Source organism: Halomonas saccharevitans, from assembly GCF_032333995.1.
Classification (GTDB): Bacteria; Pseudomonadota; Gammaproteobacteria; order Pseudomonadales; family Halomonadaceae; genus Halomonas; species Halomonas saccharevitans.
Window position 1 is genome coordinate 1,085,575 of the sequence record NZ_JAVXUR010000001.1, and the last position, 19,801, is coordinate 1,105,375.

The following is a 19,801-nucleotide window of genomic DNA, read 5'->3' on the forward strand; positions in this document are numbered from 1 at the left end:
GGCACATCTCCACCCCACGATATCGGGCATGTGTCGATGGTCATCACTCAGCGCGATCAAAGCCTAAGCCGTGGCGCCATAAAATCTAGAAAGGCACCGATCCGCCCCGACAGAGCCGTGTTGCGGTAGTAGACGGCCTGGATCGATTCCCGTGGATTGGGGCTGATCATGCGATCCGCCATCAGGGTCACCAGCCGCCCCTGGACGAGATCGTCCTGAATCATGAAGCGCGATAGGCAGGCGATCCCCTCGCCGGCCAAGCACAGCTGTCGTATGACCTCCCCGCTGGAGGTGCTCAGCTGTGACCGGATATTGGCGCCCTCCTGGGTCAGCCCCTCCACCGGCCAGCGATTGAGATTGTAGGCATTCAGAAACCCCAGCAACTGATGATCGCGCAGCGCCGCGGGACTGACCGGCACACCGTGGCGCTCCAGGTACGGCGGACTGGCGACCAGCTGCAGGGGGGAGCGACCCAGCGGGCGGGCATGCAGGGTGGAATCCTCCAGGTCACCGATGCGAATCGCGACATCCGTGCGCTGCTCGAGCAGGTTGATGATGTTATCCGACGCCGACAGCTCCAGCTCGATCCCCGGATAATGCTCGCGAAACGCCCCGATCAAGGGCACCAGCTGATGCAACACGAAAGGCGTAGCCGCATCCACCCGCAGTCGACCGTTGGGCCGCTCCCGGCTCAAGCGCGTCTGCTCCTCCGCCTGCGCCAGCACGGCGAGCCCCTCCCGCACCCGCTCGACGAAGGCGCGACCTTCGCTGGTCAAGGTCACGCTGCGCGTGGTGCGATTAAGCAAGGGGGTGTCGAGCTGCTGCTCCAGGCGCTGCACGGCGCGCGATACCTTGGCGACCGGCACCTCCGCCACCCGCGCCGCCGCACTGAAGCCCCCGCTGTCGACCACGGCCACCAATAGCTGAAGGTCCTCGGTTCGACTCTGCATGTGTCCTCCCCATGGCCGCCACACTATTGTCAATATCGTAAAGGTGTTTTGATTTTACCCCGGTTTATCGCATAAGACAGCCGGCGCAGACTCCTCAGCGTTAGACGTTCCCTCGCTTCCCCAAGGAGATCTGCCATGCCCATTGCATTGTACGCACTGATGCTCAGTGCCTTTGCCATCGGCACCACCGAGTTCGTGATCGTCGGACTGGTGCCCACCATCGCACAGGACCTGAGTGTCTCACTGCCCTCGGCCGGCCTGCTGGTCAGCCTGTATGCCGCCGGCGTCGCCGTCGGCGCACCCGTGCTGACGGCCCTGACCGGCCGCATGAATCGCAAGCTGGTGCTGCTGGGGCTGATGGCCCTGTTCATCGCCGGCAATCTGCTGGCCTGGCAAGCGCCCGGCTACGGCTCATTGATCACGGCCCGCATCCTGACCGGCCTGGCCCATGGCGTGTTCTTCTCCATCGGCTCGACCATCGCCACCAGCCTGGTGAGCAAGGACAAGGAAGCCAGCGCCATCGCCATCATGTTCACCGGCCTGACCGTGGCCCTGGTCACCGGTGTGCCGCTGGGCACCTGGATCGGCCAGAACTTCGGCTGGCGCGCCACCTTCCTGGTGGTCTCGGCGCTTGGCGCCCTGGCCCTGATCGGCAGCGCCCTGCTGGTGCCGAGCAACCTCAAGCAGTCCGTACCTGCCACGCTTGGCCAGCAGTTCAAGGTCCTCACCCATCCGCGCCTGCTGCTCGTCTACCTGATCACCATCCTCGGCTATGGCGGCACCTTCACCGCCTTCACCTACCTGGCGCCGATCCTTCAGGACGTCAGCGGGTTCGGCAACAACGCCGTCAGCCTGATCATGCTGGTCTACGGCGTCTCGGTGGCCGTCGGCAACATCTATGGTGGCAAGCTGGCCGATCGCATGGGCCCCATCCGTGCCCTGACCCTGATCTTCTCGGGCCTGGTCGCCATCCTGCTCGTGCTGACCCTCTCCTCAACCCATCCGGTGGCTGCGGTACTGACCGTTCTGATCTGGGGTGCCTTCGCCTTCGGTAACGTGCCGGGGCTGCAGGTCTACGTGGTGCAGCAGGCCGAGCGTTTCGTGCCCGAAGCCGTCGATGTCGCCTCCGGCCTCAACATCGCCGCCTTCAATATCGGTATCGCCCTGGGTTCAGTGGTCGGCGGCTACGTCGTCGAGGGCATGGCCCTGACCGATACCGCCTGGATCGGTGCCGGCTTCGTCGTCCTGGCCCTGGGCCTGACTCGACTCTCCGGCAGCCTCGACCGTCGCGGCAACGCCGCCATGGCTCGCGCTTAATCCCCTCCACGCGCCCGACGCCTTGAACGACGCCGGGCGCGTCTTCCGTCTTCAGGAGACTCTTGCCATGTCACTGACGCGACTCACTCAAGGACCGCTGACCCTCGGGGTAGAGCTACCGCTGGATAACGATTGGAGCCCGAGCGGCGAGCGCGCTCGTCGCGACGACGCCCGCCCCTTCGGCGTTCCCGATATGGACGCCCATGCCGAGCGCATCGCCCAGGTCGATCGCCTGGGCTTTCGTGCCGCCTGGCTGCGCGATGTCCCGCTCTATGACCCCGCCTTCGGCGACGCCGGCCAGGTCTTCGAACTGTTCACCTATCTGGGCTACCTGGCGCGCCATACCGATCACCTGCTGCTGGGGACCGCCGCCGCGGTATTACCCTTGCGCCAGCCCTGGCTGGTCCGCAAGGCCGCGGCCACCGTGCAGGCCCTGAGCGGCAACCGATTGCTTCTGGGGGTCGCCAGCGGCGACCGCCCCGTGGAGTATCCCTTGTTCGGAGAGGACTTTGCCCAGCGTGGCGCCCAGTTCCGCGAAGCGGTCGAGATCCTCAAGGGACAGACCGACGCGCAGCTGTCATCGGGCCAGGCGCTATTGCCCCACGCGCCCCAACTGCCCCTGCTGGCGGCCGGTCTCGCCCAACAGTCGCCCCACTGGGTGGGCCGCGAGATGGACGGCTGGCTCGCCTACCCCGGCACACCGCAGGATCACATCAAGCGCGTCGGGCTGTGGCGCCAGGTCGCCGGCGACAAGCCCTATGTCAGCTTTATTCATCTGGACCTGCTCGAGCGCCCCGATGCCCCCACGACCCGGCACCGCTTTGGCGTCAGCGCCGGCCGCGAGGGCCTGATCCGCGAGCTCGAGGCGATGCAGGCGGCCGGCGTCAACCATATCGGCCTGCATTTCCGCCGCAACCAGCGTCCCCTGGACGAGACCCTCGAGGAGATCGGCCGCGAGGTGCTGCCGCGCTTCCAGGGCCAGGCGCCCGTCATCGAACCCCATGCCAAGGAGACCGCCGATGTCGACTGAGTACCCAAACCTCCCCGAGACCTTCGAGGCCTGGATCCGATCCAGGCCCGGCGAGCCCGAGGACCTGAAGCGCGAACGTCTCGTGCTGGAGGCCCCGGGCGATCAGGAGGTGATCGTCGCCCGTTGGCCAGCAGCTTCAGGGCCATATTTCGCCTGGCGTGCACATATCGTTGCCTGAGAGCAGACTTTTCAGACAGGTCGAGCATCCAGGTCTCGACGCCAGGGCTCAGGGTAACTGCGCCCTGGCTTGAACGGCCGACGCACATCGCCCGAACGGGCCGCTACCGAGACGCGGCTCGTTCGGAGGCGGCTCACTCAGGCTTGGCTGACTCCGCCCCTTCCTCGGGCCCCTCCTCGTGCACCAGCTCCACGTCGACGATCTTCGAGCGGCTCATGACGATCTTCCAGCGCTGCAGCAGCGGCGTGCCGTTGCCCTCCACCTCGCGGATCACCAGGTTGATCAGGTGGCGCTTCTCCACCGGCTCGCGCACCACCTGCCCCTTCTCCTCGAGACGGTAGACGTGGTGGCTGCCCTTGCTCATCAGCCGCGCCAGCGGCGACAGATCCAGGGTCAGCGTCTCCCGGGTGCGGTCGTAGCCGCTGAGAAAGCGCGTCGGCGACATCCGTGAGCTCGAACGGTAGTGCAGCACCACCTCCTCGCGCTGGGCCATGTTGCGCTTGCGTACCCGGCGAATCTCCTCGTCGAGGCGCGGATAGCGCTGGTAGTCGAACCACTCGAGCTGGCGGCCCAGCACGGCGTTGCTGTTCGCATCCAGGTACTGGCGTCGCCACTTGGGTCGTCCCCGGCGCAGCAGGCGCCAGAGGGTCACGCGCAGGTCGTCCTTGAACACCTCGCGCAGCGCATAGAGCACGGCGAGCGCCAGCACGAACAGCGCGGTGATGTCCCCGAGCGCCGCCCGCGCCTCCAGCAGGCCCAGGGTGACGAAGACCATCACCACCGCCGTGGCCAGGCCCTTTACCGCCTTCTCCTCGCCGCCGCCGAGCTCCTGGCTGCGCTGCTTGAGGGTCACGGGATACTCGATCAGCCGGCGCAAGAGCCGCATCTTGTTGGACATCCGTGTCGGGTCGCGGGTGACCCGTTCGGCGTTGTACTCGCGCTTGCGGCGATGATCGTCCTCCTCCCGGCAGACCCCCAGCAGGCGCTCGCGAATCTCGCGGTAGTCGTTGCCCCGCGGCAGGTGGGCGATCAGCTCCAGCAGCCGCTGCTCGGTGAACCAGGAGAGGTAGTTGTCGATGTTGGCGTAGTAGCGGTGCAGGCTCTCGTCGCTCGGCTCCTGGCGGCGCAGACGACGCAGGATGCCGCTGGAGAGCTCCAGGGTCTCCTCGAGCTGCTCGCGCAGCCGCCCAGCCTGGGCCGTCTCGTCCTCCGAGGCGCCCGACCGAGCGGCCTCCTCGAGGGTCTCGGCCTTGTCGCCGGTCCGCTTCTCGGCCTTGTCGCCGGTCCGCTTCTCGGCCTTGTCGCCGGTCCGCTTCTCGGCCTTGTCGCCGACGCGCTTCTCGGCCTTGCGCGTGCGCCTCGCCTGATCGAGCAGCGTCTGGGTCGAGCGCTCCATGGCCACCACGTACTGGTAGGCGTAGAGGCTCAGCCCCAGGCGATACTGGTCGGCATCGAGGCGCTTGCCGGCCAGGCGGCTCATCACCAGCGGCAGCCGGTGACGATCGCTGTAGTAGGTGCGCTTGACGTGGATCGAGCCGTGGTAGAACGCCTCCTCCGAGAGCACATGGGCATTGAGACCGAGTTCGGCCGGCACGAACAGATAGACGTCGAGCCGGTGCGAACTCTCCTCGCGCAGCACCCGGGAGATCTTCAGGTGCAGGCTATCGCGACGCTCGACCGTGATCTGATGGGTCGCCACGCGCGCTTAACCCGGGTCCGGGGCGGCGCCCCGGGCGCTGGTTTCTCTGCCCGGGTCGGCGGCCTCCGCCTCGCCGGGCCGGCGGCCACTGGCGTCGCGACCCTCGGCGCCCTCGCCGGTGCCATCCAGGCGGCCACCGCCCTGGCCCTCCATGCTGACGCTGAGCCGCGGCACGCCGAGATCGACCGACAGGGCCTCCATGCGCTGCTTGAGCAGCAGGTTATAGGCGCGCGCCACGTCCCACTGCATCTCCGGCGCGGTGCGAAAGCGCATCCGCAGGATGGCGCAGCCGTCCTCGAAGCTGTCGATGCCCTGCATCTCCAACGGCGACCAGATGTGGTGGCGCATCATCGGGTCCTGGCGCAGCTGCTGGGCCGTCTCCTGGATCAGCGTGGTCGCGTCGTCGATCTTCATGTCGTAGGGGATACGGATGCGCATCAGGGCGACGCCGAACTGACGCGACATGTTATGGATCGACTCGATGCGACTGAAGGTGATGATGTGCACGATGCCATCCAGGTCGCGCAGACGCACCGTGCGCAGGGTCAGTCCCTCGACGCTGCCCATGTGGCCGTTGATCCTGACGAAGTCATCCACCGCCAGCGAATCCTCGATGAGGATGAAGATGCCGGTGATCAGATCCTGCACCAGGGTCTGGGCGCCGAAGCCGACGGCCAGGCCGATCACACCGGCACCGGCCAGCAGCGGCGTGACGTTCACCCCGAGATTGGCCAGGCCGACGATGGCGGCGATGATCACGATGGTGGCGAAGATGATGTTGCGGATCATCGGCGTGATGGTCTGCGCCCGAGCCATGTTGACGCGCCGTCCACGGGCCCGGGCCGGGCTGGTCAGGGCGCGCTGGATGGCGGTATCGGCGAAGATCCAGATCAGCCAGGCCAGCAGCAGGGTGAAACCGATGGCCAGCAGCGCCTGGCCGATGCGCACGCTGGCCACCCCCTGCTGGCCGATGCCGATCAGCGAGGCGCCCCACACCTGCAGCGAGAGTTCGGCGAAGGAGATCCAGGCCACCACGTGGGACAGCGCATAGCCGAAGCGCTCCAGACGCCGACGGTAGTCGCTCATGCGGCGGTGTGCGGAGCGGCGCTGCCCGTGGCGGCGGATCAAGCCGGTCACCACCAGGGTCAACACCAGCAGCGAGGCCGAGATGATCGAGCGCGCCAGCGCCGTGCCCACGTCGCCCACGGTGATGAAGATCGCCAGCAGGGAGCCGCCCACCAGCAGCATGGCCGGCACGTGCCACAGGCCACCAACCAGCCGCATCACCTCGCCGATGCTGCCCCGATCGCGGCGTAACCCATAGGGCCGGTTGCGGATCAGGTGCTGGATGGGGCGCTTGAAGCGGACGATGAAGCGCGCGCTGATCAGCGCCGCCAGCATGTTGGACAGGATCGACATCAAACTCGCCAGATCGGTGCCGATGATGCCGGAGAGCCGCGTGGAGTTGAAGGCATCGCCCAGCGCGATCAGCGCGCCGATGACGAACAGCGTACGCAGGCTCTGGTGCTGCAGGATCTGCACCGCCGTGAAGCGATGGCCGCTGGTGAACACCGAGATCACCGTTTCCACCACCACCGACAGGGTGCGCCCGCACAGCGCCACGTAGGCGGTCACCAGAGTCGCGGTGCGCCCGGCGCTCGGCGGCACCAGCTGAGCGATGCCCAGCACCAGCAGAAAGGCCAGGGTCCAGGGCAGCATGCGGCGCAGGAAGTGCACCGCCAACAGCCAGCCGCGGGGCTCGCGGGGCAGGTCCAGGGGCCAGCCGCGGCGCCTGGCCAGCTGCCGCCCGAGGGCGATCAGGATCACCAGCAGGCCGGCCCAGATCGCCAGCAGCACGGCGAACTCGATGACGAAGCGCAACAGCTCGGCATTGCCGGTCTGGACCACCAGGTTGACCAGGTCGGTCCAGCCCTGGCGCAGCTGGCGGCGCCACTCGTCCACCGGCGAGTGGCCGGAGTCGGCCTGCTCGCCCAGTTCGGTGATGGTCTCCGCCAACGCCCCGAGCAGCCCCTGGGGGCGGGTCAGCCCGCCCTCTTCGGCGGACACATCGTGGGCCTGCTGAAGCTGGCGCAGGCTCTCGAGCAGCGCCTGGCGCTCCTCGGCGTTCTCCAGGGTACCGATCACCTCGTCCAGCGAGGCCTGGAAGGCCTCGGGATCGTGGGTCTGAGTCGACTCGCCGCCGTTGGTCAGGCCGGACAGCGGCAGGGTCTGGGCCGACGCGACCGCCGGAAGCAGCAGCACCGACAGCAGCAGCCAGACCAGCAGGCCGCGAAAGACAACGAACATCCGGTGCGCTACAGGCAAGATTCCCTCTCCACTATTCCCTCTCCACTGGCAAAGGAACGCGACAGGCGTCGCGTCCATGATTCGTGAGGCAGTATGTTAGGCTGCCGACACCATGCCCTACAGGATGCCGACATGACGCCGCAACCGCCACCCGAACCCCGCAATGCCGACGGCGAGACGCGCCGCGTCGGGGTGGAGATCGAGTTCGCCGGCCTGCCGCCGCATCGCACGGCCGAGCTGGTGCAGACGCTGTTCGGCGGCGACATCGAGGTCCTGAGCCCCCATCGCCTCAAGGTCGTCGGCGGTCGCTGGGGGGATTTCGGCATCGAGCTCGACACCCAGTACGCCCACCCCGACCAGGAGGTGATGGCCGCCGAGGACGCCATCGACAGCGAGTGGGAGCGCATGCGTCGGGACTTCCACGCCCGCACCCGCGAGCTGATCGGCGATATGGTGACCGGCCTGGTGCCCACCGAGATCGTCTGTCCGCCGGTGCCCTGGGACGAGCTGGACGAGCTGGATGCGCTGTTCGAAGCGCTGCGCCAGCACGGCGCCAAGGGCAGCGACGCCAGCCTGCTCTACGGCTTCGGCCTGCACCTGAACCCCGAGGTGCCGAGCCTCGAGGTCGAGAGCCTGCTGGCCTATCTGCGCGCCTACATGCTCAGCGCCGCCTGGCTGCGCGAGCAGATACACGTAGACATCACCCGGGAGGTGCTGCCGCATGCCAACCCCTTCCCCCGGGCCTATGCCCTCAAGATCCTCGACCCGGACTATGCCCCGGATCTCGAGACGCTGATCGCCGACTACCTGGCGGACAACCCGACCCGCAACCGGGAACTGGACATGCTGCCGCTGTTCGCCCACCTCGCGCCCGACTTTCCCCATGAGCTGCTGCAGAATCGGCTGGTCAAGGCGCGGCCGACCTTTCACTACCGCCTGCCCAACGCCCAGCTCTCCGAGCCTGGCTGGGGAGCCGTCACCGAGTGGAACCGCTGGCTCGAGGTCGAGCGGCTGGCCGCCACCCCCGAGACCCTGGCCGAGCGCAGCGCCCAGTTCCTCGCCCGCCACCGCCCGTCGGCCCCCCGCCGGCTATTGATTCGCCTGCGTCGCTGGATCTCCACACGATGAGTCACTCGCCACGTCCCCTGATCGGCATCACCACCTCCGATGCCAAGAGCCGTATCGCCTGGTGGTTCGACTGGTTCGCCATATGGCGCCACGGCGGCCGGCCACAGCGGCTGTCGCCCTCGCGCCCCGTCCCCTCGCACCTCGATGGCCTGATCATCGGCGGCGGCGACGACATCCAGGCCCACCTCTACGACGACGAGGTGCGCCTGGACGTGCGCGTCGACCCGCAGCGTGACGAGCTCGAGCTCGAACTGCTGGAGCGCTTCATCCCCGAGGGCACGCCGACGCTGGGGATCTGCCGGGGCGCCCAGCTGATCAACGTGCACCTGGGCGGCACCCTCGACCCGGACATCTACACCACCCACGAGGGGCTCAAGCGCCGGCGCACCGTGCTGCCGCGCAAGACCGTGGATATCGTCGCCGACAGCCAGCTCTACCGCATCCTCGAGGTCACCTGGTGTCGCATCAACAGCCTCCACCACCAGGCCGTGCAGAAGACCGGCCGCGGCATCGAGATCGTCGCCCGGGACCGCGACGGCCTGGTGCAGGGCATCGAGTCCCGCGAGCACGACTTCCTGATGGGCGTGCAGTGGCACCCCGAGTGGCTGATCTTCAACCGCCCCCAGCAGCGCCTGATCCGCGCCCTGGTGGACGCCGCCCACCGCCACCGGGACTGAGCCGGCCGGCACCCGATAGCGCCCTCGCGCCCTCGCGCCCTCGCGCCCGCACTCGCCCATACGCGCCATACGCAAAAGAGGGCCGCCCGAAGGCGGCCCTCTTGCTTGCGCTGTTTACCAATTCACTTATCACCTCGCCATCGCGCCGCTGACACCGGCCGTGGCGATAGGCTCCTCGACCCGCGCTCAGCCCTCGAGCGTGGCGTCCAGGGTGATCTCGGCGTTCAGCAGCTTGGAGATCGGGCAGTTGTCCTTGGCACCGTTGGCCGCCTCCTCGAAGGCCGCCTGATCGGCGCCCGGCACCTTGCCGCGGGTGACCAGGTGCACGGCCGTCACGGAGAGGCTGTCCGGATCCAGGGTCACGGTCGCCTCGGTATCGATGCTGTCCGCCGTGTACCCGGCCTCGCCCAGCACCAGCGAGAATGCCATGGAGAAGCAGCCAGCGTGGGCCGCCCCGATCAGCTCCTCGGGGTTGGTGCCATCGGCGCCCTCGAAGCGCTGGCGGAAATCATAGGACACGTCCTTCAGGGTGCCGCTGCCGGTAGACAGGCTGCCGCCGCCATCCTTCAGGCCGCCTTTCCACTGTGCGGTCGCGGTATTCTTGATGGTCATGTGTTCTCCTCGTCGATCTGGGGTTCGGTCAGGCAAGCCACTACACCATAGACCCGCAGGGCCGCCCGTGGCCACACCGCGCGATTGCATCGTCGACGGCGTGCCACCAGAATAAATGGAAAATACTTCCATTAACAGGAGATCCCATGTCGACCACGCCCAGCGTCACCCTCGCGGCGACCGCCCACGAGCCCGCCATCGAGCTGCCGGCCATCGGCCAGGGCACCTGGTTCCTGGGCGAGGGGCTGGCCCCGCGCCGCGATGAGGTGCATGCCCTGCAGCACGGCCTCGAATCCGGCCTTCGCCTGATCGACACCGCCGAGATGTACGGCGACGGCGGCGCCGAGGAGGTGGTGGGCGAGGCCCTCAAGGGTCGACGCGACGAGGCCTTCCTGGTCTCCAAGGTCTATCCCTGGAACGCCGGGCGCGACAGCGCCATCGCCGCCTGCGAGGCGAGCCTCAAGCGCCTGGGCACCGACCACCTCGACCTCTACCTGCTGCACTGGCCCGGCGGTATCCCGCTGGAGGAGACCCTCGAGGCCTTCGAGCGGCTGCGCGAGGCGGGCAAGATCCGCCGCTTCGGGGTCTCGAACTTCGACGTCGACGAGATGGCCACGCTCTCAAGCCTGCCCGGCGGCGACGCCTGCGCGATCAACCAGGTGCTCTACCACCTGGGCTCGCGGGGCATCGAGCACTCGCTGCTGCCGTGGCAGCGCAAGCAGGGCATTCCCACCATGGCCTACTGCCCGCTGGCCCAGGCCGGCAGCCTGCGCCGCGACCTGCTCACCCACCCCGAGGTGACGGACATCGCCGCGGCGCTTGGCATCACGCCGGCCCAGCTGCTGCTGGCCTGGGCGATCCGCCCGGTCGGCGCGAACGGTGGCGCCCCCCAGCGCGACGTGATCGCCATCCCCAAGGCCACCGGCCTGGATCACGTGGCCCAGAACGCCGCCGCCCTGGCGGTCGAGCTGGATGACGCGAGCCTTGAGAGCCTCGACGCCGCCTTCCCGGCGCCGAACCGCAAGCCGCCGCTGGATATCGTCTAGCCCAAGCGCTCAATCCCTGGGCGGGGAAAGCCTAGCCGCGCAGCCTGGCCAGCGCCTCGGCGAGCGCCTCATGGCCCAGCTCGCGCATCGCCTCGACGTTGCGCGCGGGGATGCCCTCGGGGTCGGGATGATGCTCGAGGGCCCGCTCCAGGCCCGCTTCGCGCAGCAGGTGCCACATCGGATAGGGCGAGCGGTTGGTGAAGTTGGCGGGATCGTCCGGTTCGGCGTCGGCGAAGACGTAGTCCGGGTGGAAGCTCGCCAGCTGGAAGGTGCCCTCGTAGCCCTGATCGACCAGCAGCGCCTCGGCGATCTCCAGCAGGTCCAGGTAGTCGTCGAAGTCCTCGAGCCCCTCGGTGAGCACCAGCAGGGTCGTCTCCACCTCGGGATTCGCCTCCAGATGGCGGCACTCGTCGAACAGCTTCAGCAGCGCCGCCTCACGGTCGTGGGCCGGCACCGCCACGCTGCGGATGCTGTCGCGAGCCACCTCGCGGCCGGCGAAGGGGCAGACGTCGTGGGCGACCACGAAGGTCTTCACCCAGGCGCGTGTGGCCGCGAGGGGATCGGGGCGAGAGGCGGTCATCGGCGCTCATCCAGGCAGGGAAAGGGGCCGCCATGGTCGGCCCCCCGGTCGCGGTTGGCAAGCCGAGGTGTCGAACCGGTCGCTCCTACAGTATGCAAAGGAGCCCGGCCAACCCCGCCGCCGCTACGCGGCGGATCGCGACGCGAGCCGAAGCGTCGGACCGGTCGCTCCCACAGGATGCACAGGGGCCTTGTGGGAGCGGTGCTTGCACCGCGATCCGGCGCGCAGCGCCGGCCGGGCCGGCACCGACTATCGACGCAAGTAGTACTACCACCCTCTTCGTACCGCTCCACACTGATCTGCGCTGAACCTTATTCGTGTCATTCTCTCCGCTTCTGATCACGTCGCGAGGCCAGCCGGTCGGCCAGCCGGGTCGGCTCCGGCAGCTTGGTGCGCCCCAGGCAGGCCACCACCCAGTCGAGCGCCGTGGCCAGCGCCACCCGATGCCCCGGCGAGACGAAGATCGGCTTCACCCTCGGCCGCGAGCGCAGCACCGCACCGATCACCTCGTCGTCCGGGCCGTCCACCAGCGGCGTCCAGTCGCCCCGCGCGGGGCCGGGCTCGTCGTGGCGGCCACAGAGCCGCGTCTTGGCGACCCCGATGGTCGGCAGGTCGAGCCACAGCCCCAGGTGGCTGGCCACCCCGACCCGCCGCGGATGGGCGATGCCCTGGCCGTCGACCATGACGAGCTGCGGCCGGGTGGTCAGCTTCTCGAAGGCGCCGAGCGCCGCCGGCACCTCGCGGAAGGACAAGAGCCCCGGCACGTAGGGCATGCGCGTCGGCTCGCGATGCACCACCTGCTCCACCACCGTGAAGGCGCCCTCGGCCTCCGGCGGCCAAGCCAGCACCACCACCGCCGCCCGGGTGATCGCCCCGTCCTGCTCGAAGCCGATATCCACCCCGGCGAGGTGGCGCACGGAATCCAGGCGATCCTCGCGCTCCACGCGACTCGCCAGGCGCTTCTGCAGCGCGATGGCCTCTTTCGGGGCGAGGTTCCAGTCGTGCAAGGCGGTATCGGGCATCGGGGCTCCCTGAAGTGTCGGCGTCGCTCGGGTTAGACTACGGCTTTTGCCGCGTGACGGACCACCGGGGAGCCCACCTTGAGACTGATCCACACCGCCGACTGGCACCTCGGCCAGAGCTTCCACGGCCAGGAGCGCCACGCCGAGCACCGCGCCTTCCTTGCCTGGCTGCTCGACACCCTGGTGGAGCGCCAGGCCGACGCCCTGCTGGTGGCCGGCGACATCTTCGACGTGGTCAATCCGTCGCTGGCCGCCCAGGCGCTGCTCTACGACTTCATCGTCGATGCCCACCGGCGCCTGCCGGGCCTCGAGATCGTGCTGATCGCCGGCAACCACGACAGCGGCAACCGCATCGAGCTGCCCGCCCCGCTGATGCGTCGGCTCAACACCCACGCCCTGGGCCGGGTCTACTGGCAGGACGACGGCGACCTCGACGCCGAGCGTCTGCTGGTGCCGCTCACCGACGCCGAAGGCGCGACACGCGCCTGGTGCCTGGCGCTGCCCTTCCTGCGCCCCGCCGAGGTAACCGGCGCCGGCCTGCGCGCCGACGAGGACGACGGCGCGCCCAACGACTACGTCGCCGGCATCAACCGCGTGCACACCCGGCTGATCGAGGCCGCCCGCACCCGGCGCGAGCCCGGCCAGGCGCTGGTGGCGATGAGCCACGCCCACCTGCACGGCGCCGCCGTCTCCGAGGCGAGCGAGCGGCCCATCGTCATCGGCGGCGAGGAGTCGATCTCCGCCGCCCTCTTCCCGGACGACATCGCCTACGTGGCGCTCGGCCACCTGCACCGCGCCCAGCGGGTCGGCGAGGACCGCATCCGCTACAGCGGCAGCCCCCTGCCGCTGGACTTCAGCGAGGTGGCCTACCCCCATCAGGTGGTGGAGGTCCTCCTCGACGGCGAGGCGCTGGCCACCACCGAGGCGCTCCCCGTGCCCCGCCCGGTGGCCATGCACCGCGTAGGCCCGGCGCCGCTGGAGCGAGTGCTGGCCGAGCTCGCGGCCCTCGAGGACGATCCAGAGCAACCAAGAGACCGCTGGCCCTGGCTGGAGGTGCGCGTCGAGCTCGAGGCGCCGATCCCCGACCTGCGGGCCCGGGTGGAGTCGGCCCTCGAGGGCAAGGCGCTGCGCCTGCTGCGCCTCGAGCGTCGCCTGCCCCGGGTCAAGGGGGAAGATACTCCCGCCCGGATCGACCTGGAGAGCCTCGGCCCGCGCAAGCTCTTCGAGCGCACCTGGGCCGACCGCTGGGGCGAGCCGCCACAGGCGGACGTGCTCGCCGACTTCGACCGGCTCTGCCAGGACGTGCTCGACGGGGACGAGGAGGTGACGTCATGAGGATCCTCGCCCTGCGCCTGGAGAACCTGGCCTCGCTGCCCGGCCCGCTCGAGCTGGACTTCACCGCCGCGCCGCTGTGCGATGCCGGGCTCTTCGCCATCACCGGCCCCACCGGCGCCGGCAAGAGCACCCTGCTCGATGCGCTCTGCCTGGCGCTCTACGGCGGCACGCCGCGGCTGCGCCAGGCGCCGGCCCGCGACAGCCAGATCGACGACACCCCGGACTCCACCCTGACCACCAGCGACCCGCGCACCCTGCTGCGCCGCGGCACGTCGAGCGGCTACGCCGAGGTCGACTTCGTGGGGCGCGACGGGCGCCGCTACCGCGCCCGCTGGGCGGTGCGCCGCGCCAGGGAGAAGGTCGCCGGCAAGCTGCAGAAGGCCGAGCAGTCGCTGCGCGACCTCGACGACGACCGCCTGCTCACCACCCAGAAGCGCGAGTTCGACCGCCTGCTGCCGGAGCGCCTGGGACTCACCTTCGACCAGTTCACCCGCGCCGTGCTGCTTGCCCAGAGCGAGTTCGCCGCCTTCCTCCAGGCCGACGACAACGAGCGCAGCGACCTGCTCGAGCGCCTCACCGGCACCGCCGAGTACTCGGCGATCTCCGTGGCCGCCTACCGGCGCGCGAGCGCTGCCAGGAAGGCCGTCGAGGCCCTGGAGGCCAGGCTCGCCGACGACCGGCCCGCCGAGCCCGAGGCCCGGGCCGAACTGGAGCAGGCGGCCGAGGCCACCCAGCGAGCGCTCACTGACCTGCAGAGCCAGGCCACATCGCTCCAGGCCCGGCGCCGCTGGCACGATGACGATGCCCGGCTACACGAGGCCTATCGCCAGGGCCTGGCCCAGCAGCAGGGCGCCGAGGCCGACTGGCAGGCGCTCGCCGAGGCGCGCGCCGACCGCGAGTGGCGACGGCTGATCGCCCCGCAGCGCCATGCGCTGGCCCGCAGGGCTGCCCTGCCCGACGAGATCGCCGCCCTGGAAGCAAGCCACGCCGAGACGACGCGAGCGCTCACCGACGCCGAGCGCGAGCAGGCCAAGACCCGCGAGGCCTTGGATGCCCGCGAGCGCGCCCTAGCCTCGGCCACCGCGGCGCGCCGCGAGGCCGAGCCCGCCCTGCGCGAGGCCCGCGAGGAGGCCCAGCGCCTCGCCACCCAGGAGAAGCAGCTCGCCGACCGGGAGGCGGCCCGCACCCGGCATCAGGCCGAGGCCGAGCGGCTGGCCCGCGAGCACCACACGGCCAGCGAGGCCCAGCAGACCAGGCAGCGACAGCGCGACGACTGGCACGCGACCCTCGAGCGGTTGGTGGGCACTCACCCTCGCCTCGATGCCGCGCGCCAAGCCGCTCAAGAGGTCCACGACCAGGCGGCCCAGCGCCACCTGGCGCTGGGCGAGCTCGCGAGCCGCTGGCAGGAGCTCGGCCGCGCGGAGCAGGCGCTGGCCCAGCTCGCCCGCCGGCTCGGCGAGGACGAGACCCGCAAGAACCACTTGCTGACCGAGGGCCAGAACGCCCGCCAGGCCCTGGACCGCGCCCAGGCCCACCTCGACAGCGTCGGCGCGCTGATCGATCGCAGCCGCGCCGTGCGCAGTGAGAGCGTGGCGCGGCTGCGCGAGGCCCTCGTCGAGGGCGAGCCCTGCCCGGTGTGCGGCGGCCACGATCACCCCTGGCGGCAGCACCCGCCGGCCACGCCGGAGGCCGCCCAGCTCGAGGCCCAGGAGGCGGAGGAAACCCGTCAGCTCGATGCGGCCCGCGAGGCGCGCGACGCGGCCCAGCGGCGGCGCGACGAGCTTTTCGGCGAGTATCGCGCGGTAGAGGCCGCCCTCGCCCGCCACCGGCAGGATCATGAAACGGCCGAACGGCAGCGAGACGCCGCCCGCGAGGCACTCGAGGCGCATCCCCTGCAGCAAGAGCTCGCCGTCAATGATTCGAGCGAGCGGAAGGAATGGCTCAAGGCAGAGCGCGAGGTGAGCGAGACCCGCCGCCGCGAGGCGCGAGAGCGCCTGGACGAGCTGGCCCGGGCCGAGGCCGAACTGGCCCCACTGGAGCAGGCGCTGCAGGAGGGCCATGTCGCCCTGGCGCGCCTGGAGGCCGAGAAGCAGCACGCCGACACGGCCCTGGCCGAACTGGACGAACGGTTGCCGCCGCTGCGCGAGGAACGCGAGGCACTCGCCCGGGACCTCGCCGCCAGGCTAGGCGAGCACGCCTCGCCGGACGCCTGGCAGCAGCACCTCGACGCCCGCCAGGAGCAGGCCCGCCAGGACCGCGACGCCGCCCAGGCGCGCTGGCACGCCGCCCAGCAGGCGCAGCAGCGCCTCGCCCAGCAAGTCGAGCACGAGGCCGAGCGCCTCGAGGGGCTGCGCCGGGAGCGCGACACCCTCGACCGCGAGCTCGCCGACTGGCGAGCGGCGCACCCCGAACTGACCGACGCCACCCTCGACCGGCTGCTCGCCCAATCCGAGGAGACGGCCCGCGACGAGGAGCGACAGATCGAGGCCGCCGACCAGGCCCGACAGCGCGCCGCCGCAACACTCAACGAGCGGCGCGACGCCCTGCTGCGCCACCGCCGCGACCAGGGCCTGATCGAGGAGACGGAGGAAGCGAGCCAAGAGGAGCGCGACGAGGCGCTGCTCGGCGACGCCGTGGCCGAGGCGCTGCGCCGCCGCCGGGAGGCGCTGGAGGAGGCCGAGGCCGAGCTGACGCCGCGCCTGGAGGCGGCACAAAAGGCTCGCGACGAGGCCGCCTTCGCCCTAAGCGACGACGATCGCCGCCGCGAGCGGCGCAGGGCCGGCCAGACCGAGCTGGAGGCCGCCCAGGCCGAGTTCCGCCGCTGGGGCCAGATCAACGAGCTGATCGGCTCTGCCGACGGCAAGGCCTTCCGGCGCATTGCCCAGGCCTACAACCTCGAGCAGCTGCTGGAGCACGCCAACGCCCACCTGAGCGGCCTCTCCCGCCGCTACCGGCTGGTGCGCGGCGGCAGTCCCCTGGGCCTGCTGGTGGTGGATGTCGACATGGGCGACGAGCGCCGCTCGGTGCACTCGCTCTCCGGCGGCGAGACCTTCCTGGTCTCGCTGGCCCTGGCGCTGGGGCTCGCCTCCATGGCCTCCGGCGAGCTCACCATCGAGTCGCTGTTCATCGACGAGGGCTTCGGCAGCCTGGACCCGCAGTCCCTGGCGCTCGCCATGGAGGCGCTCGACGGCCTGCAGGCCCTGGGCCGCCGCGTCGGCGTGATCTCCCACGTGCAGGAGATGCACGAGCGCATCCCGGTGCAGATCCAGGTGGAACCGCTAGGGAATGGCACGAGTCGGGCGAAGCTGGTCAGTCAGTAAGGAGAGAAACGGCTCGCTGCGGTGAATAAGCACATCGTCAGCGAGCCGGATTGTCATACACTAGGCTGTCTGCTTTAAAGCAGAAGTAAATATATCGACAATCCTTATAGACAGCTTGATTTAATGCTACCGGATTGCAGCGCGCTTACCTTTAGAACAGACGCTTACAACACCATCGTTTGCTATTCAGGATATTTTACTCACAACATCATCGATGGCAATCAAAGCTTGTTTTCTATACTCCGGCTTCACTTGCACTCTGCGACCACTCAGTGTGAGCTTTCCAGTAGGCATGCTAGAAAATGGACATCCTCTTGCAAACGCTACAACTCCGGTGGTCCCAAAATCTCTTACATTTTCGGTCCCATCAGCTACGGATGAAAAAGTAAAGTGCTGTGGATAGCTTTTGAGCAACTGTGAAATATCCGCATCGATCCCTACTAGAACAGCGCGGAAAGCAGACGCCGTACCCATATACTGGGTTAACCGGTTTTTTATAATCAAATGTATTTTAGGAAGATCACGACCGGCATCAATCATCTTCTTTGCAAAAGTGTATTTAGAATAAACCTCTGACGGTAACTTCAGCCCGTAGATTAAAGAAAAAGCATTTTGAATTGCTCTGCGCGACGAGTCGTCAGCCATAACAGGAAGCATCACACGGTCGGATGCGGCAAGAGCAATTTGCGTATACATCGAGAAGCTAGGATTGGTATCAATGAATACATAATCATAACTTAGTTGATTAAGCAACTCTTTCAGCCAATTTATAACACCTAGCCATGCATTAACTCCAGGAATATCAGCATTAGCAAGAGTATTCATCGCTATTGCCTGTAATTCCAAAAGAGGATCACCGCATACTAAATCTATATTAATCGGAATTTCCGAATTGATTTCCCCAGGCCGGGAAACGTAATCTTCAGCCGAATAAACCGGTGGACTAAATGGCGCCTTAAGCCTTAAGTCAAAGTATCCTCCGATACTACATCGAGGTGTTCTACCTTGCTGGGCTAACAAATTTTTACTACCCAACCCTTCCTGCCCACCCAACAATATTTCTGACATATTTGCTTGTGGACACATGTCTATCACAAGTATTTTTTTGGTTGGGTTTTTCTGTGCAAAACGAGTAACTGTCTGAAAAGCTAAACTTGTTTTTCCTGTACCGCCTTTGTTATTCCAAATTGAGTATACCGTCATAACGATCTCCGCGAGTCAAAAAAAGACATTATAGAGTCCAAAATGGACATGTCAACGTCCGGGAAGGCCAAGCTTTAGATATCTGCGAGGAGATGTCAGGTGCGTGACGGCACGTCCTACGACCCGATTAACGTCCGGCAAGCTACACATGGTGAGGCAAGCTGGCTGGGGTAGCGTGCCACAAAAATCATAATACTATGTTTTTAATACATAAAATCAGCCTAAGCTATATATCAAAAATTCGCATGCCTTCTGCATTTAACGAAAAATTCACTTCATTACAGTAGCTGACACCCTCCCTGCCCCTGCCAAAAAAACCAAAAACTGCTGCGCGCATTTTCGACAGGTACCGGTGTATTCCCGGCCACCCTTGGAAACGCGCACGCTCTTCCAGCCGCAGGCGGGGCATGGCTGCTTCATCGAGGTGTTGGTGCTGCACGGCCGCATTTCACGTAATAGCCGTACTGGCCGTATATGCCGGTGAGTTGATGGGATTCACCGCACTGCTTGCAGGTCAGCAGGTTCTGGGCCTGCGCGGTGGGCTCGATCGGTGACGAGGCGGCATCCGGCACTGGCGCGGCCGAGTAGTGCGGCGCGGGCTCGGCAACGGGAGCGGCCGGTTCTTGCTTGGCGGTTGCACCGTCGCTACGCGCCAGGTCGGCACTCGCCCGCCTATTCTGCTCGAGCAGGAAGCGGCCGATATTAGCCAGTTCCCGCTTGGAAAACGAAGGCTTGGCCTTGATGAAGGCGATAGCGATATTGCCGACGACATCCTTGATCTTCTGGGCCAGGAACTCGGTCTTCACTACTCGGTCGGCAACCTTCTTGGGCATCTTGTCGCGATGCAGGATGGCGGTGCTGGAGACGGCACAGAGCAACTGCCAGTCACGCCCACCTACTCCCCCTTGAATGCCCAGTACCTTGCTGATGATCTTCTCGACATTGCCGCTTAGTAGACGACGCAGCACCATCTTCTGAAGTTCGGCCTGGCGGATCGGGGAAGGTATGCCGGCCCAGTTGCCTTGGTAGCTGCGCGACCACTCGCCGGCGGCGTTGACCGTGACCTCACCGACGATGCTCTTGGACTCGACGATGATGAAGCCGTAGGGGTGGAGGATCAGGTGGTCGATCTGCGCCCGCTCGCCGCGGTACTCGAAGCGCAGGTCGTTGATGACGTGGATCTGCTTGTGCTCGCCGAACTCGCGGCGCAGCTGAAAGGCGACGTCCTGCTCCTGCTTGTGGCCGTAGAAGGCGCGCTCGTCGCCGCCACGGCCCTCCCCGTTCGGGGAGGCATCCTTTTCCTTAAGGATCATGGGCTTGTCCCTGCATGTCGGCACGGTTGCCGGGCCATCGCTGACGCTTTGCAAGAATTCGTTACCGGTCAGCCTGACACCAAA

Annotated in this window: 15 protein-coding genes; 7 read left to right on the forward strand and 8 right to left on the reverse strand. The window is 67.4% G+C overall.

The features are described from left to right. Positions 1–56: 56 nt before the first annotated feature. A complete protein-coding gene (locus RSO68_RS05030; protein WP_315585662.1) occupies positions 57–950 on the reverse strand; it encodes a LysR family transcriptional regulator in 894 nt (297 codons plus the stop codon). A 135-nt stretch (positions 951–1,085) separates the two neighbouring features. On the opposite strand from RSO68_RS05030, the gene RSO68_RS05035 reads away from it, so the two are divergent. Both RSO68_RS05035 and RSO68_RS05040 read left to right on the forward strand, forming a co-directional pair. Continuing rightward, positions 1,086–2,267 carry an MFS transporter gene (locus RSO68_RS05035; RefSeq protein ID WP_315585663.1) on the forward strand — a complete coding sequence of 394 codons (1,182 nt, stop codon included), beginning with the start codon at positions 1,086–1,088 and terminating at the stop codon, positions 2,265–2,267. 67 nt (positions 2,268–2,334) lie between these two features. Beyond that, entirely contained in the window at positions 2,335–3,297 is a 963-nt protein-coding gene (locus RSO68_RS05040; RefSeq protein ID WP_315585664.1) for a TIGR03571 family LLM class oxidoreductase, read from the forward strand. A 311-nt stretch (positions 3,298–3,608) separates the two neighbouring features. Here the strand turns inward: RSO68_RS05040 and RSO68_RS05045 are convergent, their stop codons facing one another. Together RSO68_RS05045 and RSO68_RS05050 are read right to left on the reverse strand one after the other, a co-directional pair. Next, complete coding sequence (locus RSO68_RS05045; protein WP_315585665.1) at positions 3,609–5,174, reverse strand: hypothetical protein; 1,566 nt, start codon at positions 5,172–5,174, stop codon at positions 3,609–3,611. Between the two features lie 6 nt (positions 5,175–5,180). Beyond that, positions 5,181–7,481: a mechanosensitive ion channel family protein gene (locus tag RSO68_RS05050; protein WP_315585748.1), complete on the reverse strand. Its 2,301-nt coding sequence runs from the start codon at positions 7,479–7,481 to the stop codon at positions 5,181–5,183. Positions 7,482–7,613: 132 nt separating this feature from the next. On the opposite strand from RSO68_RS05050, the gene RSO68_RS05055 reads away from it, so the two are divergent. Both RSO68_RS05055 and RSO68_RS05060 read left to right on the forward strand, forming a co-directional pair. Beyond that, entirely contained in the window at positions 7,614–8,609 is a 996-nt protein-coding gene (locus RSO68_RS05055) for an amidoligase family protein (RefSeq protein WP_089851823.1), read from the forward strand. Then, positions 8,606–9,286, forward strand: a complete 681-nt coding sequence (locus RSO68_RS05060) for a gamma-glutamyl-gamma-aminobutyrate hydrolase family protein (protein WP_315585666.1) — start codon at positions 8,606–8,608, stop codon at positions 9,284–9,286. Before RSO68_RS05055 ends, RSO68_RS05060 begins: the two co-directional genes overlap by 4 nt. A 186-nt stretch (positions 9,287–9,472) precedes the next feature. Here RSO68_RS05060 and RSO68_RS05065 read toward each other — a convergent pair whose 3' ends face one another. After that, positions 9,473–9,898 carry an OsmC family protein gene (locus RSO68_RS05065; protein WP_315585667.1) on the reverse strand — a complete coding sequence of 142 codons (426 nt, stop codon included), beginning with the start codon at positions 9,896–9,898 and terminating at the stop codon, positions 9,473–9,475. A gap of 146 nt (positions 9,899–10,044) precedes the next feature. On the opposite strand from RSO68_RS05065, the gene RSO68_RS05070 reads away from it, so the two are divergent. Beyond that, a complete protein-coding gene (locus RSO68_RS05070) occupies positions 10,045–10,944 on the forward strand; it encodes an aldo/keto reductase (protein WP_315585668.1) in 900 nt (299 codons plus the stop codon). Between the two features lie 31 nt (positions 10,945–10,975). Here the strand turns inward: RSO68_RS05070 and RSO68_RS05075 are convergent, their stop codons facing one another. Together RSO68_RS05075 and nfi are read right to left on the reverse strand one after the other, a co-directional pair. Then, positions 10,976–11,524: a DUF1415 domain-containing protein gene (locus RSO68_RS05075; protein WP_315585669.1), complete on the reverse strand. Its 549-nt coding sequence runs from the start codon at positions 11,522–11,524 to the stop codon at positions 10,976–10,978. Between the two features lie 320 nt (positions 11,525–11,844). Next, on the reverse strand, positions 11,845–12,546 hold the full coding sequence (gene nfi, locus RSO68_RS05080; protein WP_315585670.1) for a deoxyribonuclease V: 702 nt from the start codon (positions 12,544–12,546) through the stop codon (positions 11,845–11,847). Positions 12,547–12,624: 78 nt separating this feature from the next. Between nfi and RSO68_RS05085 the strand changes: the two genes are divergently transcribed. Both RSO68_RS05085 and RSO68_RS05090 read left to right on the forward strand, forming a co-directional pair. Continuing rightward, positions 12,625–13,881: an exonuclease SbcCD subunit D gene (locus tag RSO68_RS05085; protein ID WP_315585671.1), complete on the forward strand. Its 1,257-nt coding sequence runs from the start codon at positions 12,625–12,627 to the stop codon at positions 13,879–13,881. Beyond that, positions 13,878–17,201: an AAA family ATPase gene (locus RSO68_RS05090; protein WP_315585672.1), complete on the forward strand. Its 3,324-nt coding sequence runs from the start codon at positions 13,878–13,880 to the stop codon at positions 17,199–17,201. Before RSO68_RS05085 ends, RSO68_RS05090 begins: the two co-directional genes overlap by 4 nt. A gap of 186 nt (positions 17,202–17,387) precedes the next feature. Here the strand turns inward: RSO68_RS05090 and RSO68_RS05095 are convergent, their stop codons facing one another. Next, complete coding sequence (locus RSO68_RS05095; protein ID WP_315585673.1) at positions 17,388–18,404, reverse strand: ParA family protein; 1,017 nt, start codon at positions 18,402–18,404, stop codon at positions 17,388–17,390. A gap of 416 nt (positions 18,405–18,820) precedes the next feature. Then, a complete protein-coding gene (locus RSO68_RS05100; RefSeq protein WP_315585674.1) occupies positions 18,821–19,717 on the reverse strand; it encodes a nuclease-related domain-containing protein in 897 nt (298 codons plus the stop codon). Positions 19,718–19,801: the final 84 nt, after the last annotated feature.